The following is a 22,888-nucleotide window of genomic DNA, read 5'->3' on the forward strand; positions in this document are numbered from 1 at the left end:
GGTCGGCCACCCTAACGCATCAGGCGCGCCAGGCGATCACTCCACCGTGACGGACTTGGCCAGATTGCGCGGCTGGTCGACGTCGGTGCCCTTCTGGACCGCCGTGTAATAGGCCAGCAGCTGGATCGCCACGGCGTGGACCAGCGGCGCGACCAGCGAATGACAGGCCGGCGCGTCGACCCGCCGGATGCCGGCGCCGTGCGGCTCGGGCGCGTCGGCCGGTGCGATCATGATGACCGGCCCACCCCGCGCGGCGACCTCCTGCAGGTTCGACGCCGTCTTTTCGAACACGTCGTCCAGCGGCGCCAGGGCCACGGTCGGAGTCGCCTCGTCGATCAGGGCGATCGGACCGTGCTTCAGCTCGCCGGCGGCATAGCCCTCGGCGTGGATGTAGCTGATCTCCTTCAGCTTCAGAGCGCCTTCCATGGCCAGCGGGAACATGGCCCCGCGGCCGAGGAACAGCACGTCCGTGGCCTTGGACAGGTCCAGCGCGACCTCACGCAGGGCGGCGTCCATGCCCATGGCCTCGGCGATCAGGCGGGGGCTTTCGAACAGGGCCTGGATCAGTTCGGCCTCCTCCGCCGCGGCGATCTTGCCGCGCTGCACCCCGGCCGTCACGGCCAGCGCCAGCAGGGCTGCGACCTGAGCGGTGAAGGCCTTGGTCGAGGCGACGCCGATCTCCGGTCCCGCATGCGTGGGCCACAGCACGGCGGCTTCCCGGGCCATCGACGAGGTGTGAACGTTGACCAGGGCCGCGGTCCGCAGACCCTGCGCCTTGCACCACGTCAGCGACGCCAGGGTGTCGGCCGTCTCGCCGGACTGGCTGACGGCGACCGCCAGCGTGCCCTTGGTGACCGCCGGGCGGCGGTAGCGGAATTCCGACGCGATCTCGACGTCGCAGGGCAGGCCGGCCAGACGCTCGAAGGCGTAGCGGCCGATCTGCGCCGCGTAGAAGGCCGTTCCGCAGGCCACGACCTGGATCCGGTCCACGGCGGCGAAGTCGATCGCCGACGGCTTGGCCCGCCCGTTCACGAAGTCGAGGTATTCCGACAGGGTCCGCTGCACGCTGTCGGGCTGCTCGTGGATCTCCTTGAGCATGAAGTGGCGGTACTCGCCCTTCTCGACCATGGCGGACGACCCGGACACCTGCACCACAGCACGCTCGACCGGCGCGCCCGAGACGTCGAACATCCGCGCGCCGGAGCGGTCCAGCGCGACGTAGTCGCCCTCTTCCAGATAACTGATCGAGGTCGTGAACGGGCCGACCGCCAGGGCGTCGGAGCCCAGATACATCTCGCCTTCGCCCCAGCCGACCACCAGCGGGCTGCCGCGACGCGCACCCAGGATCAGCCCATCCTCGCCGTCGATCAGCACGGCCAGCGCATAGGCGCCGGTCAGCCGGTCCAGAACGGATTTGAACGCGAGCAGCGGATCGTTGGTCGTGGCCAGTTCGGCATCCAGCAGGTGGGCCACCACCTCGGTGTCGGTCTGGCTCTCGAAGGTTCGTCCGTGGGCGGCCAGATCGGCCTTCAGCTCGGCGAAATTCTCGATGATGCCGTTGTGCACCAGCGTGACGCGTCCGGCCTTGTGCGGGTGGGCGTTGGCGGTGGTCGGCGCGCCGTGCGTGGCCCAGCGCGTGTGGCCGATGCCCACGGTGGCGTCCAGCGGATCGGCCGCCAGCACGGCTTCCAGTTCGCGGATCTTGCCCTTGGCGCGACGACGCTCGACGCGCCCGTCCACGACCGCGGCGACCCCGGCGGAGTCATAGCCGCGGTATTCCAGCCGCTTGAGGCTGTCGATCAGCCGGGGGGTCGCCGGGCCGATGCCCGTCACGCCGATGATGCCGCACATGTCTTCGCCTCGCCTCGAGCGTTCCAGCCTTGGTGTCCCGGCGACGAGCGAGCCGCCGGCCCGCCGGATCGCCGACGCGTCCGCCGATAGGGGAAGCCTGAGCGCGTGACGACTGAAAAGTCATTACGCAAGATTTCCACGCCGTCGTGCCGGTCACGCGCCGCCAATGCGGGAACTCAGATGCCCAGAAGTTCCTGGAACCGCGGAGGCACGGCCACCAGCATGGTGTAGTTGACCGCGGGAATGCGCGCGCTCGTCACGTAGGCGCATCGCCGTCCGGCGACCATTTCCTGAATCTCCGCCAGACGTCGCCCCAGCCAGTTCGACGACAGCGGTTTGCGGTGCTCCCACGCGAACTTGTACCCCATCTCTTCGAGCAGTCGGGTGGAAGGCGAGGCGCCGTCGGAAAACTCCGATCCGTGCTGCTCCATGACGATCAGCGGCTGGGTCGAAGCGATCGTCGCCCTGCCGCCCCGAAGGACCTGCTCCTCAAAGCCCTCGACGTCGATCTTGATGAAACAGACGTCCTCTTTGCGCTCCAGCGTCAGATCGTCCAGCGTCTCGACCCGGACCATGATCTGGTCGGCCAATCCGGGCGTTCCGAGCCTCAGGGAGGAGACCTCGGGATGCAGCACGTCGGCGCTGAGCGTCAGTTCCCCCTTCTGATCGCCCAGCCCCATCTGGTGCGTGGTCACCCCCGGCAGCGGCGCCGCGTTGAACGCCAGCAAGCCATAGGTCCGCGGGTTCGGTTCGAACGCGTGCACGTGGCTGAAATGGTCGGAGAACCACATGGCGTGGTTGCCGATGTTGGCCCCGATGTCGAGCGCGACGCCCTGCCGAAACGTCGTGTGCAGCGGCGAGAGCCAGTCGAACAGGGTTTCCAGATCCTCATGTTCGAAATAGCCGAACTGGTTGACCAGGACTCCGATGTAGGAGTTGGCGAAGACCGCCATCTGGCGGTTCTTGCGCAAGGCCAGCAGGCGGTCGGACCGCCGCGTGACGCGATCGGCCATCTTCAGGTTCACGAAACGGGACACCGTGTCCGTTTGCGTCTTCGCCCATAAGGTCTTCATCGATCGCCCCCTCAGTCCGCATGCGGCTCGCGCCGCGCGACGTCTTCCCCAGCATGTCAGATGACAAGGTTGCCGATCGATCGCAATGGTCGGCGTCGTCCGCGGCGGCCGTCATCCGGAAGGCGCGCAGGTTGGCGACGCGGCGGACGGGCCTTGACTTCATCGGGCGCACAAGGCGTGGAACAGCGTTGAATCCCTCGCGCGGGAGGGGCCGTGCGCCGGGCGCAGGGCTTCGGGCGCATGACGGCGAACGGGAGGACTGCAGTGGGCGACAGACGATATTTCGGCACGGACGGCATCCGCGGCCGGGCGAACAGCCATCCGATGACGCCCGAGGTGGCGCTGCGCGTCGGGCTGGCCGCCGGGCGTCTGTTCATGTCTTCGGACGATCGCCGCCATCTGGTGGTCATCGGCAAGGACACGCGCCTGTCCGGCTACATGATCGAGCCGGCGCTGGTGGCCGGCTTCGCCTCGGCGGGCATGGACGTGCGCCTGTTCGGCCCGCTGCCGACGCCGGGCGTGGCCATGATGACCCGGTCGATGCGCGCCGACATCGGCGTGATGATCTCGGCCAGTCACAACAACTATGCCGACAACGGCATCAAGCTGTTCGGCCCCGACGGCTACAAGCTGTCCGACCAGGTCGAGCTGAAGATCGAATCGATGATGGATCAGGCGCTGGGCGAGGGCCTGGCCCCGCCGGACAAGCTTGGGCGCGTCAAGCGCATCGATGACGCGCAGGCCCGTTACGTCGAGATCGCCAAGGCCAGCTTCCCCAAGAGCCTGAACCTCAGTGGACTGAGGATCGTGGTCGATTGCGCCAACGGCGCCGCCTACAAGGTCGCCCCCACCGCCCTGTACGAACTGGGCGCCGAGGTCTTCGAGATCGGGGTCGAACCGAACGGCGTGAACATCAACGCCGAGTGCGGCTCCACCCATCCCGACCAACTGGCCGAGAGCGTTCGCCTGCACCGCGCCGACGTCGGCATCGCGCTGGACGGCGACGCGGACCGGGTCATCATCTGCGACGAGAAGGGCCAGGTCGTCGACGGCGACCAGATCATGGCCCTCGTCGCGCTGGACTGGGCCCAGCGCGGTCTCCTAGTCGGCGGCGGCGTGGTCGCCACCGTCATGTCCAACCTCGGTCTGGAGCGGGCGTTGGCGGCGGCCGGCCTGTCTCTGGAGCGCACCAAGGTCGGCGACCGCTACGTCATGGAGCGGATGCGCGAGGGCGGCTTCAACGTCGGCGGCGAGCAGTCCGGCCACATCATCCTGCATGACCACGCCACCACCGGCGACGGCCTGATGAGCGCCCTGCAGGTGCTGGCCGTGCTGGTCGCCTCAGGCCGCAGGATGAGCGACCTCGCGCGCCAGTTCGAGCCCGTGCCGCAGAAGCTGGTCAACGTCCGCTACGCCGCGGGCAAGCCGCTTGAGGACGCGAAGGTCAAGGCCGCCATGGCCGACGCGGAGGCCACCCTGACCGCCGCCGGCGGCCGCCTGCTGGTCCGGCCCTCCGGCACGGAAAAGCTGATCCGCGTCATGGCCGAGGGCGACGACGAGGCGCTGGTGAAGAAGATGGTCGATCAGGTCGCCGCCGCGGTGAAGGCGGCGGGCTAGGCCGTCAGCGCCGCCGCCACGTCCTCGATCTGCTTGCGGATGTCCGGCACGGCGACGGTTTCCCAGAATGCGGCGCGCGCCGGCGGACCCAGGACGAACAGCGCCGGATCGGAAGTACCGTCCACGGTCATCACCCGCCCGCCGTCGTCCAGATCCAGTCCCAGTCCCAGCTGATCCAGCCGCGCCCGCCCGGAGGCGAGCAGCGGCGCCATAAGCGGGTCGCGCCCGGGCGCATGTCCGGGTCCCGAGCAGTCGATCACCCGGTCGACGACCAGAGTCTGCGGCGCTTCCGCACGCGGCGGCAGATACGCGACGTCGACCCCCTCGCGGCCCGCCGCAACCCCGGTCACGCGCGCCGCGGTCACGGTCAGGCGCCCCTCTGCGAGCATGGCGTCGACCCGCGCGGCCACGTGCGGCGCGATGCGGTGGCGGTGGACGTCCCACCACGGCCGGAGATGGCGGAAGAACCGCGACCGCATTCCGACCTCTGCCGCCCGCCACAGCTCGGACGTGATCGGCCTCAGCCCCTCCATGACGGCGCGCCAGTCGTGGTCCCGCGCGCGCTGCCGGCCCGCCCTCAGCCGGGCCGACAGGGGGCCCGTCAACATCCCCGCCGTCGCGGGCGCCGCAGGCCCCGGGGTCTCCTCGTGGCTGCGCGGGAGAAGGCCCCGCAGCGAGAAGGCCCGCATGTGGCCGACCCACCCCCGTGCCTCCAGCGCCAGCGCGACGTCCACCATGGTCAGGCCGGCTCCGATGGCCACGATCGTTTCGCCGGGTCCGACGGCGTCCAGAGCCCCCGGCGCCCACGGATCGCGGACGACGCGTTCGGACGCGGCGCCTGCCGTCTGCGGCGGCGGATTGCCCGTGGCCAGCACCACCGCCCGCCCATCGATGCGGCGGCCGTCCTCCAGCACCGCGGTGGCGCCGTCGATCGCAACGACGCGGCCCTCGACTTTCGCCACAAGGCCGGGACGCGTCGCCTCCACGGAGGCCAGACGGTCCGACAGATAAAGTCCGTACAGCCGACGTGGCGCGAACCCCTGCGGGTCGGCGTGCTCCGGCGCCTGCGCCCGCAGCCACTCCACGAAGTCGTCGGGACGCCCTTCGACCGCGCTCATCCGGGCCGAGCGCACGTTCAGCACGTGCCCGTCGAACCCGGTCGAATAGGCGACCCCGCGACCGAACCGGCCCGTCCGGTCGATCACGACCGACGCCTGCCCGAACTCGGCCAGCCGCGCGGCCAGCATGGCGCCGGAGAAGCCTCCGCCGACGATCAGGATGGGAGCCGGGGTCACGCGGACTCCATGGACGGCCGGGACGCGGCGGTCAAAGGATCAGACTTCCTGATTGAAGGCGCCGACTTCCGGGTGATCGGCCAGCCGCGGCTTCACGCCGTCGTGGAACAGGGCGCGCATGTCCTCTTCCGACCGCAGGCTTTCGACCACCACGACCAGTTCCGGCTTGTTCGACGAGGCCCGGACCAGCAGCCAGGAGCCGTCCTCCAGCTTCACCCGGGTGCCGTTGATCGTGACGACGTCGACGATGCGGCGACCGAGAATTTCGCGCCCCGCGGCGCGATCGGCCTCGAATCCGGCCGTCAGGCGGGCCACCACCTCGTACTTGGCCTCGTCGGGGCAATGCGGGCTCATGGTCAGACTTGTCCATGCCGGCGCCAGATCGGCGCGCAACTCGGACAGCGCTCTTCCGGAACGCGCCACCAGGTCCATGACCAGACCGGCCGTCGCGACGCCGTCGTCATAACCGCGGCCGAGAGGCGGGGCGGGGAAGAAATGCCCGGACTTCTCGAACCCCATCAGGGCCCCGGTGGCCGCGACCCGCCGCTTCATGTGGCTGTGGCCCGTCATCCACCAGTCGACGGTGCAGCCGTGCGCCGCCAGCACGGGGTCGGCGTCGAACAGGCCCGTCGACTTCACGTCCACCACGAACCGCGCGCCGGGATGATCGGGCGCCAGACCCCGGGCCAGCAGCAGGCCCATCTTGTCCGCGAAGATCGGCTCGCCCCGCTCGTCCACTACGCCGCAGCGGTCGCCGTCGCCGTCGAACCCCAGCCCCAGATCGGCGCCCGTCTCCACCACCCGTCGGCTGAGTTCCGTCAGCATGGCACGATCTTCCGGGTTCGGATCGTAGCGCGGAAAGCTCCAGTCCAGATGGCAGTCCATTTCGATCACCTCCGCGCCCATGGCCCGCAGCGCGTCGGGGGCGAAGGCGCCGGCGGTGCCGTTGCCCGCGGCGCACACGACCTTCAGCGGACGATCCAACCGGACCCGCGAAGCCAGATCGGCGATCCACGCCTGCGCCAACCCTTCGACGCGCTCGACCGAACCGCCCGAAGCCCGCTCACCGCCTCCGCCCAGCGCCAGCGACTTCAGCGCCGCCATGTCGTCCGGCCCGAAGGTGAGGGGCGGCTCGAGACCCATCTTCACCCCGGTCCAGCCGTTCGGATTGTGGCTGGCCGTGACCATGGCCACGCCCGGCGCGTCCAGCCAGGTCTGCGCGAAATAGGCCATCGGCGTCAGGCACAGGCCGACGTCCAGCACCGTCAGCCCGCCCTCGACCAGTCCCTCGATCAGGGCCGCCTTCACGGCTTCGGAATAGGCCCGCCAGTCGTGACCCACGACCGTCCGCGACACGCCGCGCCTGCGCGCCAGCGTGGCGAACGCCCGACCCAGGACCCGCAAGCCGTCGGCGTCGACCTGGTCGCCCCACAGCCAGCGGGCGTCGTACTCGCGGAAACCGGTGGGGTGCAGCATGCGTCAGGCCTAATCAGGCCCGGCGACCGCGACAAGGGCCACGCGGTGCTCTAGCGTCCGGCGAGCACGAGGGAGGGCGACGTGAGGTTCCTGACGCTGGCGGCCGCGGCCGCGCTGTTCTTCATCGCGGCGCCCGCGCACGCGGTGCCGCCCGTCATCCCCGCCGTGATCGCACGGATCGAGGCGGCGCCCGGGTTCTCCGGCATCGTGGGCGCCCGACGCGGGGGCTCAGCCGCGCATTATTCGTGGCACGGGCGGGGCGGGACGCGGCCGTGGCGGCCCGTCCGCTGGGCTTCGGTGACCAAGTCGGTGACCGCGGTCCTGGTGCTTCAGGAGGTCGACGCCGGCCGCCTCTCGCTCGATGCGCCGCTGTCCCGCTACCTGCCCGACTGGCCGGTCAATGGCGACGCCACCCTTCGGCAGCTGCTGATGCACACCTCGGGCCTCGCCGATCTCAGCGCCTCGCCGGACGCCGACGGCGACGGCATGCCCGACGTCTATCAGGGCATCGGGGACTGGCGCACGACCTGCGCGCTCTCGCCCCGCGCGGCGGCGGGGGCGGGTTTCGCCTACAACAACTGCGACTACCTGCTGCTGGGCGCCGTGCTGGAGGCCGTCACGGGGCAGGGCTGGCCGGACCTCGTGCGCACGCGCATCCGCGAGCCGCTGGGCCTGGTCTCTCTCGAACCCGCGTCGCCCGGCGTCCGTTCCGAAGCCTTCGACGGCGCTGCGCCGGAGCCGGCCGTGGACGTCTCGACCTATGGGCCCGCCGGCGACCTTTACGGGGGCGTGGAGGCCATGCTCGGGTTCGACCAGGCCCTGATGGACGGCCGCCTGATTTCGGACGCCGCCCGCGCCGAAATGTGGAAGGCGGGGCCGGAGACCGGCTACGGCGGCCTGTCCGTCTGGGTCTACGATCTCGCCCTGCCCGGCTGCGGAATCCGCACCCGCGTGGTCGAACGCCAGGGGGCGATCGGCGGCGTGCAGGTGCGCAACTATCTGATGCCGGACCTGAATGCGGCGCTGGTGATCTGGACCGACGACGGCGCGTTCGATCCCGGCGAGACGTGGACCGGTCAGGGATTCGGCGTCGACCTGCTGGCCGCCGTGGCCTGCGCGGACGGCCAGGGCTCGGCCGCCCCGGCTTGACCCGCCGGGAGCCGGGTCCTACCCGGACGCGACTGAACGGAGACGCCCATGCCCCGCCTCGTCCTGCTGCGCCACGGCCAGAGCCGGTGGAATCTCGAAAACCGCTTCACCGGCTGGGTCGACGTCGACCTCACCGACAAGGGCGAGGCCGAGGGCCGGCGCGCGGGTGAGCTTCTGGCGCAGGCGGACTTCCGGCCGGCCGTGATGTTCACCTCCGTGCTGACGCGGGCGAAGCGTACGGGGGCCCTCGCCCTTCAGAGCGCGGGACTGAACGACGTGCCCGTGGTCGCCGACTGGCGGCTGAACGAGCGCCACTACGGCGGGCTGACGGGGCTGAACAAGGCAGAGACGGCCGAGAAGCACGGCGAGGACCAGGTCAAGGTCTGGCGCCGCAGCTACGACGTCCCGCCGCCCCCGCTGGCCCCCGGCGGCGAGTTCGACTTCGCGACCGACGACCGCTACGCCGGACAGGACATTCCGGCCACGGAGAGTCTGAAGACCACGCTGGAGCGCGTGGTGCCCTACTGGGACGCGGAGATCGCGCCGCGTCTCAGGGCCGGCGAGGACGTTCTGATCGCCGCCCACGGCAACAGCCTGCGCGCCATCGTGAAGCACCTGTTCGACGTTCCGAACGACCGGATCGTCGAGGTGGAGATCCCCACGGGCAATCCGCTGGAAATCGATCTGGACACGGAGCTGAAGCCGGTCGCAGCCCGCTATCTGGATGCGGAGCGGGCCACGCCCCTGCCGGAGATCGCCGCGTGACGGCCGCCCAGGACGAGGTCTGGATGGCACGGGCCGTGGAGCTGGCCACCGCCCGCATGGGACGCACATGGCCCAACCCGGCCGTCGGCTGCGTCATCGTCAGGGACGATCAGGTGATCGCCGAGGCCGCCACCGCCGACGGAGGACGCCCGCACGCCGAGGAGCAGGCCGTGCCCGCCGCCGGCGAGGCCGCCCGCGGCGCGACCGCCTACGTCACCATGGAGCCCTGCGGCGCCCGCTCGTCGGGACGGACGTCCTGCGCGAAATTCCTGCTCGAGTCCGGCGTGTCCCGCGTGGTCGTGGCGGCGGTCGATCCCTCCCCGTTCGCCGCCGGACGCGGCATCGAGAAGCTGAAGGCCGCCGGGCTGGAGGTCGAGACCGGCGTGCTCGCCGACCGCGCGGCCGTCCTCTACGAGGGCTATCTCCACCGGGTCGAGACGGGCCGGCCCCTCGTTCGCCTGTCCGACGACGGCGAGGGCTTCGACGCCCGCTTCGCCGCCTCTCCCAAGGCCGACCTGACGACCGAGCTGAAGCGGCTGGGCGAAGCCGGCTACACCCGGGTCTGGGTCGGCCCGGGCGAACTGGCCGACGCCCTGTCGGCACAGGGTCTGCTGACGGACTGAAGCTCCGGGCGCCCAACGCTTTTTTAAGCCTGTTTCGTCAGTCTGGCGGGATGGGGGAAGCCGCCCGCCTGATCGAGAGACGTCGCCTGACGCAGGCGGAGCTGGACGCGATCTGCGCCCGGCACGACCGCCTCTGGCAGGCGCGCCCCGGCGGCGCGCGCGCCGTCTTCGCCTGGATGGACCTGTCGGGCCTCAGCCTGGCCGGCCGCAATCTCGCCGACGCCGACTTCTCGGCCGCCGCCATGATCGGCTGCGACCTGTCCGGCGCGCGGCTGGACAACGCCACCTTCTTCGGCACGGACCTGCAGGATGCGGTTCTGGTGGACGCCAGCCTGAGACGCGCGGATCTGCGCGGGGCCTGCCTGCGCGGCGCCGACCTGTCCGGCGCCGACCTGTTCGAGGCCGACCTGCGCGAGGGGGCCATCGCCTCGGCCGACGCCGAGCGGGGCTATCGCATCGTCGAGGCGCGGGGCCGGGACCTAGACGACGTCACCCAGGCACACGGCGCCTGTCTGGTCGGGGCCAATCTGCAACGCTCCAGGATGGCCGGCGTCATCGCCATCCAGGCCGACTTCACCGACGCGGTGATGAAGGACTGCAAGCTGGTACGGGCCAACCTGAAACAGGCCAGCTTCCGCGGCGCCGATCTGGCGGGGGCGGACCTGTCCGGAGCCGACCTTTCCGGCGCGGACCTCCGCGACGCCGTGCTGGTGGGCGTCACCGCCGCCATGTGGCGCACGGACGGGGCCAACATGGACGGCGCCCTGACGGACGACCGTTCGTCCGCCGCGCCGGTCAGCCGCATGCCCGCCGCCGAAATGCTGCGCGAGCACGCGGCCTGGTGCGAGACCGGCGGGGCCGAGGGCCGGCCCTCCGTCTTCGACGGCGTCGACCTGCGCGCCCTGCGCACCATCGGCGGGCTCAACCTGACCGCCCTGTCCGCACGGGGCGCGGTCTTCTATGGACTGGACATGGAAGGCGTGCAGCTTCAGGGCGCCCATCTGGAGAACGCCGATCTGCGCGCGACCAATCTGCGCGGCGCGGATCTGCGCGGCGCCCGGCTGACCGGGGCGCGCCTGAACGGCGCCGACCTGCGCGAGGCTCAGCTCGGCCCCCTGATGATCGCCCCCGACCGCCTGCTGCCCGCCGACCTCAGCCGCGCCTGCCTGCGCGGCGCTGACCTTTCGCGCGCGGATCTGCGACGCGCCCTGATGGAGGGCGCCGACCTGAAGCGGGCCCGGCTGGACGGCGCCCAGGGACTGTCGACCCCTCCGGCCGGAGCCGCCGCATGACCTTCGCCCGTCGCGAACTGGGTCAGGGCGACCTGGACATGCTGATGGCCGCGCACGAGCGGCTGATCGAGGGGCGCGCCGGCGGCCGCCGGCTGGCGCTGAAGTTCATGGACCTGCGCGGGCGCGACCTGCGCGGGCGCAACCTCGCCGACGCCGATTTCAGCGGATGCACGCTGGAGGGGGCCAAGTTCTCAGGCGCCGATCTCAGCCGCGCGGTCTTCTTCTGCTGCGATCTGAAAGGCGCCGACTTCTCCGACGCCAATCTGACGCGCGCCGATCTGCGCGGGGCCTGCCTGCGGGGCGCGACGCTGCATCGCGCCGACCTGTCGAAGGCCGACTTCCGCGAGGGCGTCATCGCCATTCCGCACGCGACGAAGGGGTTGGCCCAGGTCAAGCATGAGGCGCGCAAGGGCGTGGCCGACGGCGCCAGTTTCTCGGGCGCCCGTCTGGACGGGGCCGATCTGGAAGGCTTCTCCGCCTTCAAGACCGACTTCACCGACTGCGCCATGAACGGCACGCTGCTGACGGGCGCCAACCTGAAGGAGGCCGATCTGTCGGGCGCCATCATGAACGGCGCCGACGTCGGCGGCGCCAACCTGGCCGGCGCCAAGCTGATCGGCGCCGTCCTGACCGGCGTGGCGATCGAGCGCGCGCGGATGGAGAAGACCGACCTGACGGGTTCGCTTCGGGAGCCGACGGCCGAGGCGGTCTCTCGTGTGAAGGACCTTCATGAACGGGCGCTGGACGGAAACGCCTGGGCCGAGAGCGGCGGCGTGCTGGGCGCGCCGGCCATTTTCGACGGCGAGGATCTGCGCCCGCTGGCCGGACGTCTGAAGGGGCTGAAACTGCCCGCCATGAGCGCCCGCGGCGCCTGCATGGTCGGGGTCGATCTGGCCGGCGTCGCGCTGCAGGGCGCCAATCTGGAAGGTGCCGACCTGCGCGGCGCCAATCTGCGCGGGGCGGACCTGCGGGGCGCGCGGCTGGGCGGCGCGCTGCTGAACCAGGCCGATCTGCGCGGCGCCGACCTGTCGCCGCTTCCTTTGGGCGCCGGCCGCAGCCTGCCGGCCGATCTGCGCAAGGCCAGCCTGCGGTATGCGCGTCTCGACGGGGCGGTGCTGACGGGCGCACAGACCGACGGCGCCGACTTCAGCGGCGCCGACCGGCCGGACCTCGAGGCGGTGGCCTGAGCACGAAAAAGGGGACGGCGTCTTCGCCGCCCCCTCGGACGTTCACGCCGGTCGGACCGGTCAGGCGACCTTCTTGCCGCTCTTCTCGGCCTTGCCCTCGATCAGGGCGGCGCCGCCCGTGCCGATGGCGATGGTCCGGGGCTTCAGGGCTTCCGGCAGTTCACGCGCCAGGTCGATGGTCAGCAGGCCGTGGGCCAGGTCGGCGTTCCTGACCACGACGTAGTCGGCCAGCTGGAAGCGGCGCTCGAAGTCACGCTCGGCCAGCCCGCGGTGCAGGAAGGTGCGCTCCGCGCCGTCGTCATTGGCGGTCTTGCGGCCGGTGACGGTCAGCAGGTTCTCCTTGACCTCCACGTTCAGCTCTTCGGGGCTGAAGCCGGCCACGGCGACCTCGATGCGGTACTGGTTCTCGCCGGTCGACTGGATGTTGTAGGGCGGCCAGCCCTGCTCGGACGTGCGCGCGGCGCTTTCCAGCATGGCGGCCAGCCGGTCGAAGCCGACGGCGGAGCGATAGAGGGGGGTGAAGTCGAAGGTACGCATGATCAGCCTCCTGAAAGGTCAGCAAGGGTGAACCGCCCGGCGATTTGCCCGGGCGGCGGGGATGCGGTCCGGTCGACCCCTTCATGGGCACCGTCCGGTCCGGAGGGCCCGACGATCGGCGCCCTCGATCCCCGATTTGGGAAGCCGATCGGGTGCGTCAAGAGGCGCCTGTCGCGCGGTGCGATCCCGCTCTAGACAGTCGGACATCACGGACCGGAGACGACCCATGCGCCTGACCGCCCTCGCCGCCCTCGCCGTCGCCCTCAGCCTGCCGGTCGCCGCCGGCGCACAGGCCCAGGAAGACGCCGCCCTGCGCGCCGCCGTCGCCTCGGAGAGCCGCCCCGCCGCCGACCGCGCCCGCGACGGCGCGCGCCATCCCTACGACAGCCTGACGTTCTGGGGTCTGAAGCCCGGCCTGACCGTGGTCGAGATCCAGCCCGGCGCGGGCGGGTGGTGGCGCAACATCCTCGAGCCCTACGCCGCCGCCACCGGGGGCAGCTACGTCGCGGTCAACCGCGCCGCCGACCTCGAGGCGGTCCCCGCCGGCTCGGCCGACATGGTCCTGGTCGCGCGCGCCTTCCACAACTGGCATGGCGCCGGCCGGACGGACGCGATGATGTCGGGCTTCTTCGCGGCCCTGAAGCCCGGCGGCGTGCTCGCCGTGGAGCAGCACCGCGCCGCGGACGGCGCCGACCCCGACGCCACCGCCTCGACCGGCTATGTGTCCGAGGCCTACGTCATCGCCGCCGCACAGAAGGCGGGCTTCGTCCTCGAGGACCGCACCGAGCTGAACGCCAACCCGCGCGACGACCGCGATCACGCGTGCGGCGTCTGGACCCTGCCCCCCACCCGGCGCGGGCCGGAGCAGGGCTGCCAGATCACTCCGCAACAGCGGGCGGAATACGACGCCGTCGGGGAAAGCGACCGCATGACCCTGCGTTTCCGCAAGCCCTCGTGAACGCCGTCGTCCCTCTTTGACCCACGCGGCGAAGCCCTGTAGGCCGGACGCTTCGACGGGCGGCGCAGGCTCCCGGCGCGGCCAGCAGGGAACCGGCCATGGGTGACGGGGCGAAAGTGGGACGCACGGTCCCGGGCGGGGCGCGCTCCGGCCCGGCGCGACGCGCCCTGCTGACCGGCGCCGCCGCCCTCGCCCTCGCAGGTCTGGCCGGCTGCGGCCGACGCGAAGACACGGCGGTGGAGCCCGAGGCCGTCGACGGCCCGCCCCGCGGCACGCTGGAATGGGCGGTCTCCGGCGCCTGGCGCGCGCAGGACCGCATCCGCGACGAGCATCGCCACCCGATGGAGACGCTGCGATTCTTCGGCCTGCAACCGCGCATGACCGTGGCCGACTTCTGGCCCGGCACCGGCTGGTACACCGAAATCGTCGCCCCCTATCTGAAGGAGGGCGGCGGGAAATACGTGGCGGTGGGCTTCCAGTCCGGCGCGGGCGCCGATCCCGCCCAGGTCGCCGTCAACAACGCCTACCAACAGCGCTTCGGCGCGGACCGACGCCTGTACGGCGAGATCGTCTTCTCCGAGTTCGGTCCGACCAGCGGCCCGGTGGCCGAGGCCGGCACGGTGGATATGGCGCTGTTCATGCGGACCCTGCACTCCTGGATGGCCGCCGGCATCGCGGAGAAGGCGTTCGCCGACGCCTTCGCCGCCCTGCGGCCGGGCGGAATCCTCGGCGTAGAGCAGCACCGTCTGGGGCCCGAGGAAGATCAGGATCCCGTGGCCGCCAGTGGCTACGTGCAGGAGGCGTTCGTCCGTCAGCTGGCGGCCGAGGCCGGCTTCGTCTTCGTGTCCGCGTCCGAGGTCAACGCCAATCCCGAGGACGACAAGGACCATCCGTTCGGCGTCGAAACACTGCCGCCGCGCCTGCTGACGGCGCCTGCGGGGGAACCGCCCGACCCGGATTTCGATTCCGCTCCGTTCGCCGCCGTCGGCGAGAGCGACCGCATGACTCTGAAATTCAGGAAGCCCGAGTGAGCCGAGCCGCCGCCTATGCCGCCAATGCCCCGCTGATGGGCGTGCCCGGCGCGGCCGCTCCGCCCGGCGGCGAGGGGGCGTGGTATCGCGGGGCCGGCGGCCTGCGCCTGCGCGCCGCCTTCTGGCGCCCGACCGCCCTGATGGGCGCGAAGCCTCGTGGGACCGTGGTCCTCAGCCCCGGACGCACCGAGCCGATCGAGAAATACTTCGAACTGATCGGCAATCTGACGGCGCGCGGCTGGTGCGTGCTGGCGCACGACTGGCGGGGTCAGGGCCTGTCGGCGCGTCTCCTGCCCGACCGCCTGAAAGGGCACGCCCGGGCGGTGGAAGAGCATCTGGACGATTTCGCCCGCCTGCTGGAGGCCTACGAGGGCGTCGCGCCCCGGCCGTGGGTGATGGTCGGCCATTCCATGGGCGCAGCCCTGAACCTGGCGACGCTGGAACAGGGCGAGACCCGTTTCTCTGGCGCCCTGCTCAGCGCGCCCATGCTCAAGATCAAGACGGGCAAGCGGTCGATGTGGTCGGTCAAGCTGGCTGTCCGCTGGAACCTGCGGCACGGCAAGGCGGCGGACTACGTGCTGGACGATCCGGACGATCCGTTCGAGCACACGTTCGAGAAGGACGCCCTGACCTCGGACGAGGCGCGATACGAGCTGTGGCGCCAGCAGCTGTACGCCTGCCCGCATCTGGCGGTCGGCGGCCCGACCTGGGGCTGGCTGGCGTTCGCCATCGATCTGGGCGAGCGCACGCTGAAGCCGAAGGCGCTGAAGGCAGTCAAGATTCCGGTCTGCGTGGTCCAGCCGGGCGAGGACGACCGGGTCTGGAAGCTGACCAACAAGTGGGCGACCAAGCGGATGGGCCGCGGCCGCTACGTCGAGGTCGCCGGTTCGAAGCACGAGGTCATCATGGAGACCGACGACCTGCGCGCCGTCTTCCTGAACGAGTTCGACGCCATGGCCGCCTACGTCTCGCCGGTCGAGGATCTGTCGCCGCTGCCGGACCCCGAGCCCGCCGCTCCGGCCGAGGTCGCCTAGGCCGCACCCGGCCGGCAGCGGGCGCACAGGCCGTGCGCCTCGACCGTCGCTCTCTGGATGACGAAGCCCAGATCCCCCGCAGGGCCCGACAGCTGCGCCCCCGCGCCGGCCGGCACTTCGGCCGTGGCCCCGCAGCAGTCGCAGATCAGAAAGGCCGCGGCGTGTTCGGCCTGGTCGTGCGCGCAGGCGACGTAGGCGCTCAACGAGGCGATGCGGTGCGCCAGCCCGCGGCGCTCCAGGAATTCCAGGGCGCGATAGACGGTCGGCGGCTTGGCCGCCTCGCCGTCCCGGCCATAGGCGGCGATCAGGTCGTAAGCCTTCACCGGCTCGCCGGCGGCCAGAAGCAGCTCAAGCACACGCAGGCGCGGCGCGGTCATCCGCTCGCCGTCCGCCGCGCAGGCGGCCTCGGCGGCCGCCAGGGCGGCGCGCACCGCCGCCGGCGTCATCCCGAGATGCGCGTGCTCATGTCCGCAGCCGTCCATGCCAATGAGCTAAGGCGTGATCGGCCGCGGAGCAACCGCTTGACGCGCCGTGATGTTATCTCATAACAGGCACGCATGCCCCAGTTCCGTCTTTCGCTCGCCCTCACAGTTTCGGCCGTCGCCCTCCTGCCCGGCGTCGCCCTCGCCCAGGACCCGGACGGGCCCGCCACCCGCGTCGACGACATCGTCGTCACGGCCGCGCCCTACGGCGTGGCGCGGCAGGCGACCAACATCGCCGTCGACGTGCTGGACGAGGAAGCCCTGACCACGGCGCCGTCCGCGTCGCTGGGCGACGTCCTGAACGGCCTGCCGGGCGTGCGAACCACGGCCTTCGCGGCCGGCGCCGGACGGCCGGTCATCCGCGGTCTGGCCGGGCCGCGGGTGCAGGTGCTGACGAACGGTCTGGGCCTGATCGACGCCAGCAGCCTGTCGCCCGACCATCAGGTGGCCGCCGATCCGGGGGAGGCGAACCGCATCGAGGTGCTGCGCGGGCCGCAGACGCTGGCCTTCGGCGGCTCCGCGATCGGCGGCGTGGTCAACGTCATCGACGGGCGAATTGCGGAACAGCGGCCGGCAGACGGCGCCGACGGCCGCGTCTGGGCCCAGACCTCCACCGTCGATGACGGCCTTACGCTAGGCGCCCGCGGGGCCTTCGCGGCCGGGCCTTTGGTGTTCACCCTGGACGGCCTGCGCCGCGAGGCCGGCGATTACGACATCCCCGTGCCCGGCGAATCCCGCCGCCAGCTGGAGGCGGAGGGTGAGGAGTATGAAGACACGGGCGGCACGACGCTTGAGAACAGTTTCGTCGACCTGTCGGCCTACGGGGCCGGCGTCTCCTGGATCGGCGACTGGGGTTTCCTCGGCGGCTCGGTGAAGCGCACCGAGACGGACTATGGCGTGCCGGGCCACGAGCATGAGCACGACCCCCTGGTGCCCCCGCACGACGAGGAGGCGGTGACCATCGGCCTGGAGCAGACGCGCTACGATCTCCGCGGCGAAGTCCGCCTGCCGTCCGGCCCCTTCGCCCGTCTGCGGGGCGGGGGCGCCTGGGCCGACTACACCCACACGGAGTTCGAGGGCGACGACGTCGGCACCGTCTTCACCTCCCAGGGCGTCGAGGGCCGGCTGGAGCTGGTCCAGGTCCGCCGCGGCGGCTGGGACGGCGCCGTCGGCGTGCAGGGACTGAAGCGCGACTTCGACGCCCGGGGCGACGAGGCCTACGTCCCCGCCACCGACATCTCCGAGCTCGGCGTCTATGCGCTTCAGCGTCTCGACTACGGCGCATGGGGCCTCGAGGGCGGCCTGCGCCTCGACTCGCGCGAGCTGGACAGCGTGGCCGGCGCCCGCGACTTTTCGACGGTGTCCGGCTCGCTCGGCGCCTACTTCAAGCCGACTGACGCCCTGTTCCTCGGTCTGTCGCTGTCGCGCAACGGTCGCGCGCCCACGGAGTCCGAACTGTTCGCCGACGGCCCGCACGTCGCGACCCGCGCCTACGAGGTCGGGAACGCCGGATTGCGCGAAGAGGAGGTCACGTCTCTCGAGGGCGCCCTGCACTGGGACAGGGGCCCGCTGACCGTCGACCTGCACGTCTTCAACGCCGACTACGACGGCTTCATCGATCTGGTCCCGACCGGCGTCGAGGACGTCGACAGCGAGCTTGAGATCTTCACCTATGCGCAGACCGACGCCACCTTCCGCGGGCTGGAGGCCGAGGTCGCGTACCGGGCCTGGGAGCGCGGCACGGACACCCTGACGCTGGAGCTGGGCTACGACACCGTGCGGGGCGACACCGACCTCGGCGCGCCGGCACGCATCCCGCCGTGGTCGCTGAGCGGCCGCGCCGAGCTGGAATGGGGTCCGTGGACCGTCCGCGGTCAGGTCCGTCACGTCGGCGAGCAGACCCGCGTCGCCGCCTTCGAGCTGCCGACCGACGCCTACGCGACGGCCGACCTCTACCTCGGGTGGTCGCCGCGCGAGGACGGGCTGATCCTGTTCGCGGAGGCGCGAAACCTGACGGACGCGGAAGTGCGCGAGCACACCAGCTTCCTCAAGGACCTCGCCCCGTCTCCCGGGCGGAACCTGCGCCTCGGCGCCGCCTACCGGTTCTGACGACTCTCCTGCCGGGCGGTCCCGTTTGCCGCCCGCGCGGGCATGGGATAGAAGGCCCGCCTTCCGCCACCTTCCAGAGCGTTTCCGCCTCCATGACCGACACCACCACGCAGACCGGCCAGATGTCCGGCCAACTCGCCGGCACCGTCCTGTTCTACGGCAAGCCCGAACCCCTGTCGGTCGAGAACCACGGCGCCCTGGGCGTGGAGCCGACGCAGCGCCCCTTCGACTTCGTGGCCAAGTCGCACATCGTGCCGCTGACCGTCACGGAGTTCGCGCCCGCCGCCCTGACCTACCCGGTCATCTTCGTCGGCGAGCAGCGCCAGCCGGTGGCGGTGATGGGTCTGCGTCCCGACCAGAACCTGTTCGTCGCGGACGGCCTGTTCAAGGCCGAGGCCTACATCCCGGCCTACGTCCGCCGCTACCCCTTCGTCTTCGCCAACGACGAGGCGCAGCAGCGCCTGATCCTGTGCATCGACCGCGACGCCCCGTTCGTGAAGGAAGGCGGCGTCCAGCCGCTGTTCGAGAACGGCCAGCCCAGCGCCTTCACCCAGCAGGCCATGGATTTCTGCAACAGCTTCGAACAGGAGCGCCTGCGCACCGAGTCCTTCGTGAACCTGCTGAAGGAGCACGACCTGTTCGAGACCCGCACCGCCACCTTCACCCCGCGCGACGCCACCGGCCAGCCGGCGGGCGAGGCCCAGAAGATCGCCGAATACTTCGCCGTCTCGGAAGACAAGATGCGCGCCCTGCCGGCCGAGAAGCTGGCCGAACTGCGCGACAACGGCGCGCTGGGCCAGATCTACGCCCACCTGACCTCGCTGCTGGGTTGGGATCGCCTGGTCGCCCTGACCTTCGCCCAGGCCGCCGCCGAGCCCGCCGCGGCCAACGCCTGATCCCGGCTTCATTGCGGACCGACGCGGACGGCGGCCGAAAGGCCGCCGTTTCGCTTTCCGGCTCAGCGCCGGGCGAACACCGTCCGCGTCAGACACGAGAAGACCAGCCGCCCGCCCTCGTCCAGAAGGTCGTGCTGGGCGATGACGATGCCCTTGTCGTCGCCGACCGGGTCCTTGCCCATGACCGTCATCCGGCCGCGCAGCAGCTCGCCCGTCGGGGGGTTGCGCATGAACCTCAGGCCGTCGACGGCCAGGATCTTGGACTGGGCCCAGCCGCGCGCCTTGTCGCCGAAGAGCCGGCTCCACAGCACGTAGACCAGCGCGTCCGGCGCGCCCGCTTCGACGTCCCAGCCGGGCACGAAGCGCTCGGCGAAGGCCGAGACCATGTCCGCGTCCGCCGCGCAGGCGCCCAGAGGGATCACCTCGCCGGTGGACAGATCCTCATAGTGGACGTGCAGCGGCTCGGTCATTCGTCCTCGGTCAGGGTTCTTCGGACACCCGGACCAGCAGCTTGCCGTCGTGCGCGCCCGTGAACAAGCGGTTCAGGCTGTCGACCGCCCCTTCCAGGCCGTCGTCGACGTGCACCTTCCACTTGACGCGGCCGTCGGCCAGCATCGGTCCCAGACCGGCGACCATCTCCTTCGCACGCGGGGAGTAGTCCATGACGAGGAAGCCCCGAACGCTCAGCCGGTGGGTGATCATGCGCCCGAAATCCGGCGTCGGCGGCCGGCGCGTCGCGTTGTAGGCGGAGATCAGGCCGCACACGGCCATGCGGCCGTGGATCTTCAGCCGGTTGAAGACCGCGATCATGATGTCGCCGCCGACGTTCTCGAAATTCATCTCGACGCCGTCCGGCGCCAGACGGTCCAGCGCCTCGCCCACGTCCTCGTTCTTGTAGTCCACGGCGGCGTCGAACCCCAGCTCTTCCGTCAGCCAGCGGCACTTCTCCGGGCCGCCGGCGATGCCGATGACCCGCGCGCCGTGCGCCTTGGCGACCTGTCCCGCGATGGAGCCGACCGCGCCGGCGGCGGCGGAGATGACGACGGTCTCGCCCGGCTGCGGTTTCAGCACGTCGGTGACGCCGAACCAGGCCGTCATGCCGGTCATGCCCATGACGGACATGTTGGCCGTCAGCGGCAGGCCGGGCACGCGATGCACACGCGAGGCGGCCGCCGCGTCGACGATGGCCTGATCGGCCCATCCGCCCGCCGCGGTCGTGACCAGATCCCCGACGGCGAACCGGTCGGACCGGCTGTCCTCGACCACGCCGAGCGTCAGCCCCCGCATCACGTCGCCGAGGCCGACGGGCGGCAGGTATCCGGCCGTGTCGTTCATCCACGTGCGGTTGGTCGGGTCCAGCGACAGGTACACCGTGCGCACCCGGATCTGACCGTCGGCGGGATCCGGCAGCGTGGCGTCGACCAGCTCCAGGTCGCCCTGCTCGATCAGGCCCTGCGGGCGGCGGCGGAGAACCCACTGGCGGCTGGCGGTCGGCATGGCGATCTCCTGCGTTGCTTTTCGCCACGGACCTTAGCGACCCTGGACGACGAGGCAAAGAAAAAGGCGGGATCGTTTCCGATCCCGCCGAGGTCGCATCATCGAGAATGAGGTGCGGAGGCGACAGACCGGATCTCTCCGGTCTCGTGTCGGGGGGGCGTCGCCGCCTCCGCAATCAGGAAATGCCCGGTCCGGAAGAGCGTTCCCCGACCGGGCGATTTTTTTTCACGCCGCCTCTTTCTGGCGCGCGGGGTGGAAGAACAGCGCCTGGCTGATGGCCGCCTTCACCGTCTCAGGCTGGAACGGCTTGGTGATCAGGAAGGTCGGCTCGGGCCGCTCGCCGGTCAGCAGGCGCTCGGGGAAGGCGGTGATGAAGATCACCGGCACGTCGAAGCGCTTCAGGATGTCCTTGACCGCGTCAATGCCCGACGAGCCGTCGGCCAGCTGGATGTCGGCCAGCACCAGACCGGGCCGGTTGCGCGACACCGCGTCGACCGCCTCGTCATGGGTCGTGGCGGTGCCCGTCACGCGGTGACCGAGCTCGCGCACCAAGCTCTCGATGTCGGCCGAGATGATCGCCTCGTCCTCGATGATCAGCACGTCGGTGGCCAGTTCGGCGTCGATGTCGGCCTGGGCCTCGGCGATCAGGCCTTCGACCGAATGCGGATCCGCGCCCAGGATCTGGGCGGCCTCCGACGGCGTGAACCCTTCCAGCGCCGTCAGCAGGAAGGCCTGCCGCGAGCGAGGGGAAATGCGCATCAGCCGCTGGCCGGCGTCGGTCTCGTCGGTCTGCACCGGCTCCAGCTGGGCGCCCGTGGTCGACCAGATGGCGTGGAACACGTGATACAGGGCCACGCGCGGCGTCATCTCGGGCGACAGCTGGCGCTCGCCGGCCGCCAGCGCCTCCAGCGCCACGCGGACGTAGTTGTCGCCGGTCGCCTGATCGCCGGTGAGGGCGCGGGCATAGCGGCGGACATAGGGCAGGTGCGGCGCGAGTCTGGCCAGAAGGCTCATTACAGGTGTTCCCCGACGTAGGCGCTTCGCGGAACGAAGCGGGTTGCGACCACCTTGAACGTGGGATCACGGCCACGGTTCCGCCAGGCCGCGGGCTGAACTCGACATTTCTCGACATTTGGCGGAACCCGCCCGGTCTCCCCACGTTGAGCGGGTTCGGAACGGGGCGGCGTGATGCCGAAAGACATGAGCGAAGACAAAGGCGCATCGCGGAAACGCGGCGAAGCTGCGCGGAAGGAACCCAGGTTGGAAGAGGCCCGACTGCGCCAGCAGGCGATCGGCGTGCGGCTGCGGCATATGTTCGAGGAAGTGGTGAACGAACCGGTTCCCGACGACTTCCTGGAAATTCTGCGCCGCGCGGACAAGAAGGGCGGGCCCGAGGGCGAGCGCTCGTGAGGGGTTCGACGGCGCCGAAGCCCCCGTCCAGCGACGACGAAGGTTTCAAGAAGCAGCTCGTGACGCTGATCCCGCACCTGCGCGCCTTCGCGCGCACGCTGACGGGCGACGCCACGGCGGCCGACGACCTCGCGCAGGACGCCCTGATGAAGGCATGGGACGCCCGCGCCAGCTATCAGATGGGCACCAACATGAAGGCCTGGACCTTCATGATCCTGCGCAATCAGTTCTACTCCGAGAAGCGCCGCTCGTGGCGACAGTCCCAGCTGGATCAGGAAGCGGCGGAGCGCACGCTGGTGGCCGTCGACGATCCTGAGGCGCCCGTCGCGCTGGACGAGCTGCGTCAGGCGCTGGACGCCCTGCCCGCGGAACAGCGCGAGGCGCTGATCCTCGTCGGCGCCGGCGGCTTCGCCTACGAGGAGGCGGCCGACATCTGTCAGTGCGCCGTCGGCACAGTGAAGAGCCGCGTCTCTCGCGCACGCCGCTCGTTGCTGGGCATTCTCGAGAGCGGCGGCTACGCCCGCGACGGTCGCGCCGCCGGCGACGCCATGCGCTCAATCCTCGCCGACGCAGACCGCCTGAGCGGCCCGCTGCGGACCTGACCGC

The 22,888-nt window shown here is 71.0% G+C and carries 22 protein-coding genes; 13 read left to right on the forward strand and 9 right to left on the reverse strand.

Annotation, left to right across the window (positions count from 1 at the left end):
• Positions 1 to 36 precede the first annotated feature (36 nt).
• Both glmS and VGR32_RS02900 read right to left on the reverse strand, forming a co-directional pair.
• Entirely contained in the window at positions 37 to 1,851 is a 1,815-nt protein-coding gene (gene glmS, locus VGR32_RS02895) for a glutamine--fructose-6-phosphate transaminase (isomerizing) (protein WP_327447860.1), read from the reverse strand.
• 176 nt (positions 1,852 to 2,027) lie between these two features.
• On the reverse strand, positions 2,028 to 2,924 hold the full coding sequence (locus tag VGR32_RS02900; RefSeq protein ID WP_327447862.1) for an FkbM family methyltransferase: 897 nt from the start codon (positions 2,922 to 2,924) through the stop codon (positions 2,028 to 2,030).
• A 264-nt stretch (positions 2,925 to 3,188) separates the two neighbouring features.
• Between VGR32_RS02900 and glmM the strand changes: the two genes are divergently transcribed.
• On the forward strand, positions 3,189 to 4,541 hold the full coding sequence (gene glmM / locus VGR32_RS02905; RefSeq protein ID WP_327447864.1) for a phosphoglucosamine mutase: 1,353 nt from the start codon (positions 3,189 to 3,191) through the stop codon (positions 4,539 to 4,541).
• Here the strand turns inward: glmM and VGR32_RS02910 are convergent.
• Together VGR32_RS02910 and VGR32_RS02915 are read right to left on the reverse strand one after the other, a co-directional pair.
• A complete protein-coding gene (locus VGR32_RS02910; protein ID WP_327447866.1) occupies positions 4,538 to 5,836 on the reverse strand; it encodes an FAD/NAD(P)-binding protein in 1,299 nt (432 codons plus the stop codon). The genes glmM and VGR32_RS02910 overlap by 4 nt on opposite strands.
• A 39-nt stretch (positions 5,837 to 5,875) precedes the next feature.
• Positions 5,876 to 7,312: a phosphomannomutase/phosphoglucomutase gene (locus tag VGR32_RS02915; protein ID WP_327447868.1), complete on the reverse strand. Its 1,437-nt coding sequence runs from the start codon at positions 7,310 to 7,312 to the stop codon at positions 5,876 to 5,878.
• 81 nt (positions 7,313 to 7,393) lie between these two features.
• On the opposite strand from VGR32_RS02915, the gene VGR32_RS02920 reads away from it, so the two are divergent.
• From VGR32_RS02920 to VGR32_RS02940, 5 genes are read left to right on the forward strand one after another with little or no spacing between them, the layout of a single operon-like run.
• A complete protein-coding gene (locus VGR32_RS02920; protein ID WP_327447870.1) occupies positions 7,394 to 8,461 on the forward strand; it encodes a serine hydrolase domain-containing protein in 1,068 nt (355 codons plus the stop codon).
• Positions 8,462 to 8,509: 48 nt separating this feature from the next.
• A complete protein-coding gene (gene gpmA, locus VGR32_RS02925) occupies positions 8,510 to 9,226 on the forward strand; it encodes a 2,3-diphosphoglycerate-dependent phosphoglycerate mutase (RefSeq protein WP_327447872.1) in 717 nt (238 codons plus the stop codon).
• Positions 9,223 to 9,849, forward strand: coding sequence for a bifunctional diaminohydroxyphosphoribosylaminopyrimidine deaminase/5-amino-6-(5-phosphoribosylamino)uracil reductase RibD (gene ribD, locus VGR32_RS02930; RefSeq protein ID WP_327447874.1), 627 nt, complete (start codon positions 9,223 to 9,225; stop codon positions 9,847 to 9,849). The genes gpmA and ribD overlap by 4 nt, the downstream gene beginning before the upstream one ends.
• Before the next feature lie 50 nt (positions 9,850 to 9,899).
• Entirely contained in the window at positions 9,900 to 11,141 is a 1,242-nt protein-coding gene (locus tag VGR32_RS02935; protein ID WP_327447876.1) for a pentapeptide repeat-containing protein, read from the forward strand.
• Entirely contained in the window at positions 11,138 to 12,328 is a 1,191-nt protein-coding gene (locus VGR32_RS02940) for a pentapeptide repeat-containing protein (protein ID WP_327447878.1), read from the forward strand. Before VGR32_RS02935 ends, VGR32_RS02940 begins: the two co-directional genes overlap by 4 nt.
• Positions 12,329 to 12,388: 60 nt before the next feature.
• Here the strand turns inward: VGR32_RS02940 and VGR32_RS02945 are convergent, their stop codons facing one another.
• Positions 12,389 to 12,865: an Hsp20 family protein gene (locus VGR32_RS02945; RefSeq protein ID WP_327447880.1), complete on the reverse strand. Its 477-nt coding sequence runs from the start codon at positions 12,863 to 12,865 to the stop codon at positions 12,389 to 12,391.
• Between the two features lie 226 nt (positions 12,866 to 13,091).
• Here VGR32_RS02945 and VGR32_RS02950 point away from each other — a divergent pair, with 226 nt between their 5' ends.
• The 3 genes from VGR32_RS02950 to VGR32_RS02960 all read left to right on the forward strand — a co-directional run bounded on the left by VGR32_RS02950 (position 13,092) and on the right by VGR32_RS02960 (position 15,888).
• Positions 13,092 to 13,823: a methyltransferase gene (locus VGR32_RS02950; protein WP_327447882.1), complete on the forward strand. Its 732-nt coding sequence runs from the start codon at positions 13,092 to 13,094 to the stop codon at positions 13,821 to 13,823.
• 116 nt (positions 13,824 to 13,939) lie between these two features.
• Positions 13,940 to 14,854 (forward strand): methyltransferase, encoded by a 915-nt coding sequence (locus VGR32_RS02955; RefSeq protein ID WP_327447884.1) that lies wholly within the window; start codon positions 13,940 to 13,942, stop codon positions 14,852 to 14,854.
• Positions 14,851 to 15,888 carry an alpha/beta hydrolase gene (locus VGR32_RS02960; RefSeq protein ID WP_327447886.1) on the forward strand — a complete coding sequence of 346 codons (1,038 nt, stop codon included), beginning with the start codon at positions 14,851 to 14,853 and terminating at the stop codon, positions 15,886 to 15,888. Before VGR32_RS02955 ends, VGR32_RS02960 begins: the two co-directional genes overlap by 4 nt.
• On the opposite strand, the gene VGR32_RS02965 is transcribed toward VGR32_RS02960, so the two are convergent.
• The gene (locus tag VGR32_RS02965) at positions 15,885 to 16,370 is read right to left on the reverse strand and encodes a Fur family transcriptional regulator (RefSeq protein WP_327447888.1); all 486 of its coding nucleotides are present in this window, start codon (positions 16,368 to 16,370) and stop codon (positions 15,885 to 15,887) included. The genes VGR32_RS02960 and VGR32_RS02965 overlap by 4 nt on opposite strands.
• A 75-nt stretch (positions 16,371 to 16,445) precedes the next feature.
• Between VGR32_RS02965 and VGR32_RS02970 the strand changes: the two genes are divergently transcribed.
• Positions 16,446 to 18,479 carry a TonB-dependent receptor domain-containing protein gene (locus VGR32_RS02970; protein WP_327447890.1) on the forward strand — a complete coding sequence of 678 codons (2,034 nt, stop codon included), beginning with the start codon at positions 16,446 to 16,448 and terminating at the stop codon, positions 18,477 to 18,479.
• A gap of 92 nt (positions 18,480 to 18,571) precedes the next feature.
• A complete protein-coding gene (locus tag VGR32_RS02975) occupies positions 18,572 to 19,375 on the forward strand; it encodes a SapC family protein (RefSeq protein ID WP_327447892.1) in 804 nt (267 codons plus the stop codon).
• A 62-nt stretch (positions 19,376 to 19,437) separates the two neighbouring features.
• Here VGR32_RS02975 and VGR32_RS02980 read toward each other — a convergent pair whose 3' ends face one another.
• The 3 genes from VGR32_RS02980 to VGR32_RS02990 all read right to left on the reverse strand — a co-directional run bounded on the left by VGR32_RS02980 (position 19,438) and on the right by VGR32_RS02990 (position 21,886).
• Positions 19,438 to 19,845, reverse strand: a complete 408-nt coding sequence (locus tag VGR32_RS02980; RefSeq protein ID WP_327447894.1) for an acyl dehydratase — start codon at positions 19,843 to 19,845, stop codon at positions 19,438 to 19,440.
• A 10-nt stretch (positions 19,846 to 19,855) separates the two neighbouring features.
• A complete protein-coding gene (locus VGR32_RS02985; RefSeq protein ID WP_327447896.1) occupies positions 19,856 to 20,872 on the reverse strand; it encodes an NADP-dependent oxidoreductase in 1,017 nt (338 codons plus the stop codon).
• A gap of 225 nt (positions 20,873 to 21,097) precedes the next feature.
• Positions 21,098 to 21,886 carry a response regulator gene (locus VGR32_RS02990; protein WP_327447897.1) on the reverse strand — a complete coding sequence of 263 codons (789 nt, stop codon included), beginning with the start codon at positions 21,884 to 21,886 and terminating at the stop codon, positions 21,098 to 21,100.
• 174 nt (positions 21,887 to 22,060) lie between these two features.
• Here VGR32_RS02990 and VGR32_RS02995 point away from each other — a divergent pair, with 174 nt between their 5' ends.
• Both VGR32_RS02995 and VGR32_RS03000 read left to right on the forward strand, forming a co-directional pair.
• Positions 22,061 to 22,282, forward strand: coding sequence for a NepR family anti-sigma factor (locus VGR32_RS02995; protein WP_327447898.1), 222 nt, complete (start codon positions 22,061 to 22,063; stop codon positions 22,280 to 22,282).
• Positions 22,279 to 22,884, forward strand: a complete 606-nt coding sequence (locus tag VGR32_RS03000; protein WP_327447899.1) for a sigma-70 family RNA polymerase sigma factor — start codon at positions 22,279 to 22,281, stop codon at positions 22,882 to 22,884. The genes VGR32_RS02995 and VGR32_RS03000 overlap by 4 nt, the downstream gene beginning before the upstream one ends.
• Positions 22,885 to 22,888: the final 4 nt, after the last annotated feature.

This window comes from Brevundimonas sp., from assembly GCF_035935935.1.
Taxonomy (GTDB): Bacteria; Pseudomonadota; Alphaproteobacteria; order Caulobacterales; family Caulobacteraceae; genus Brevundimonas.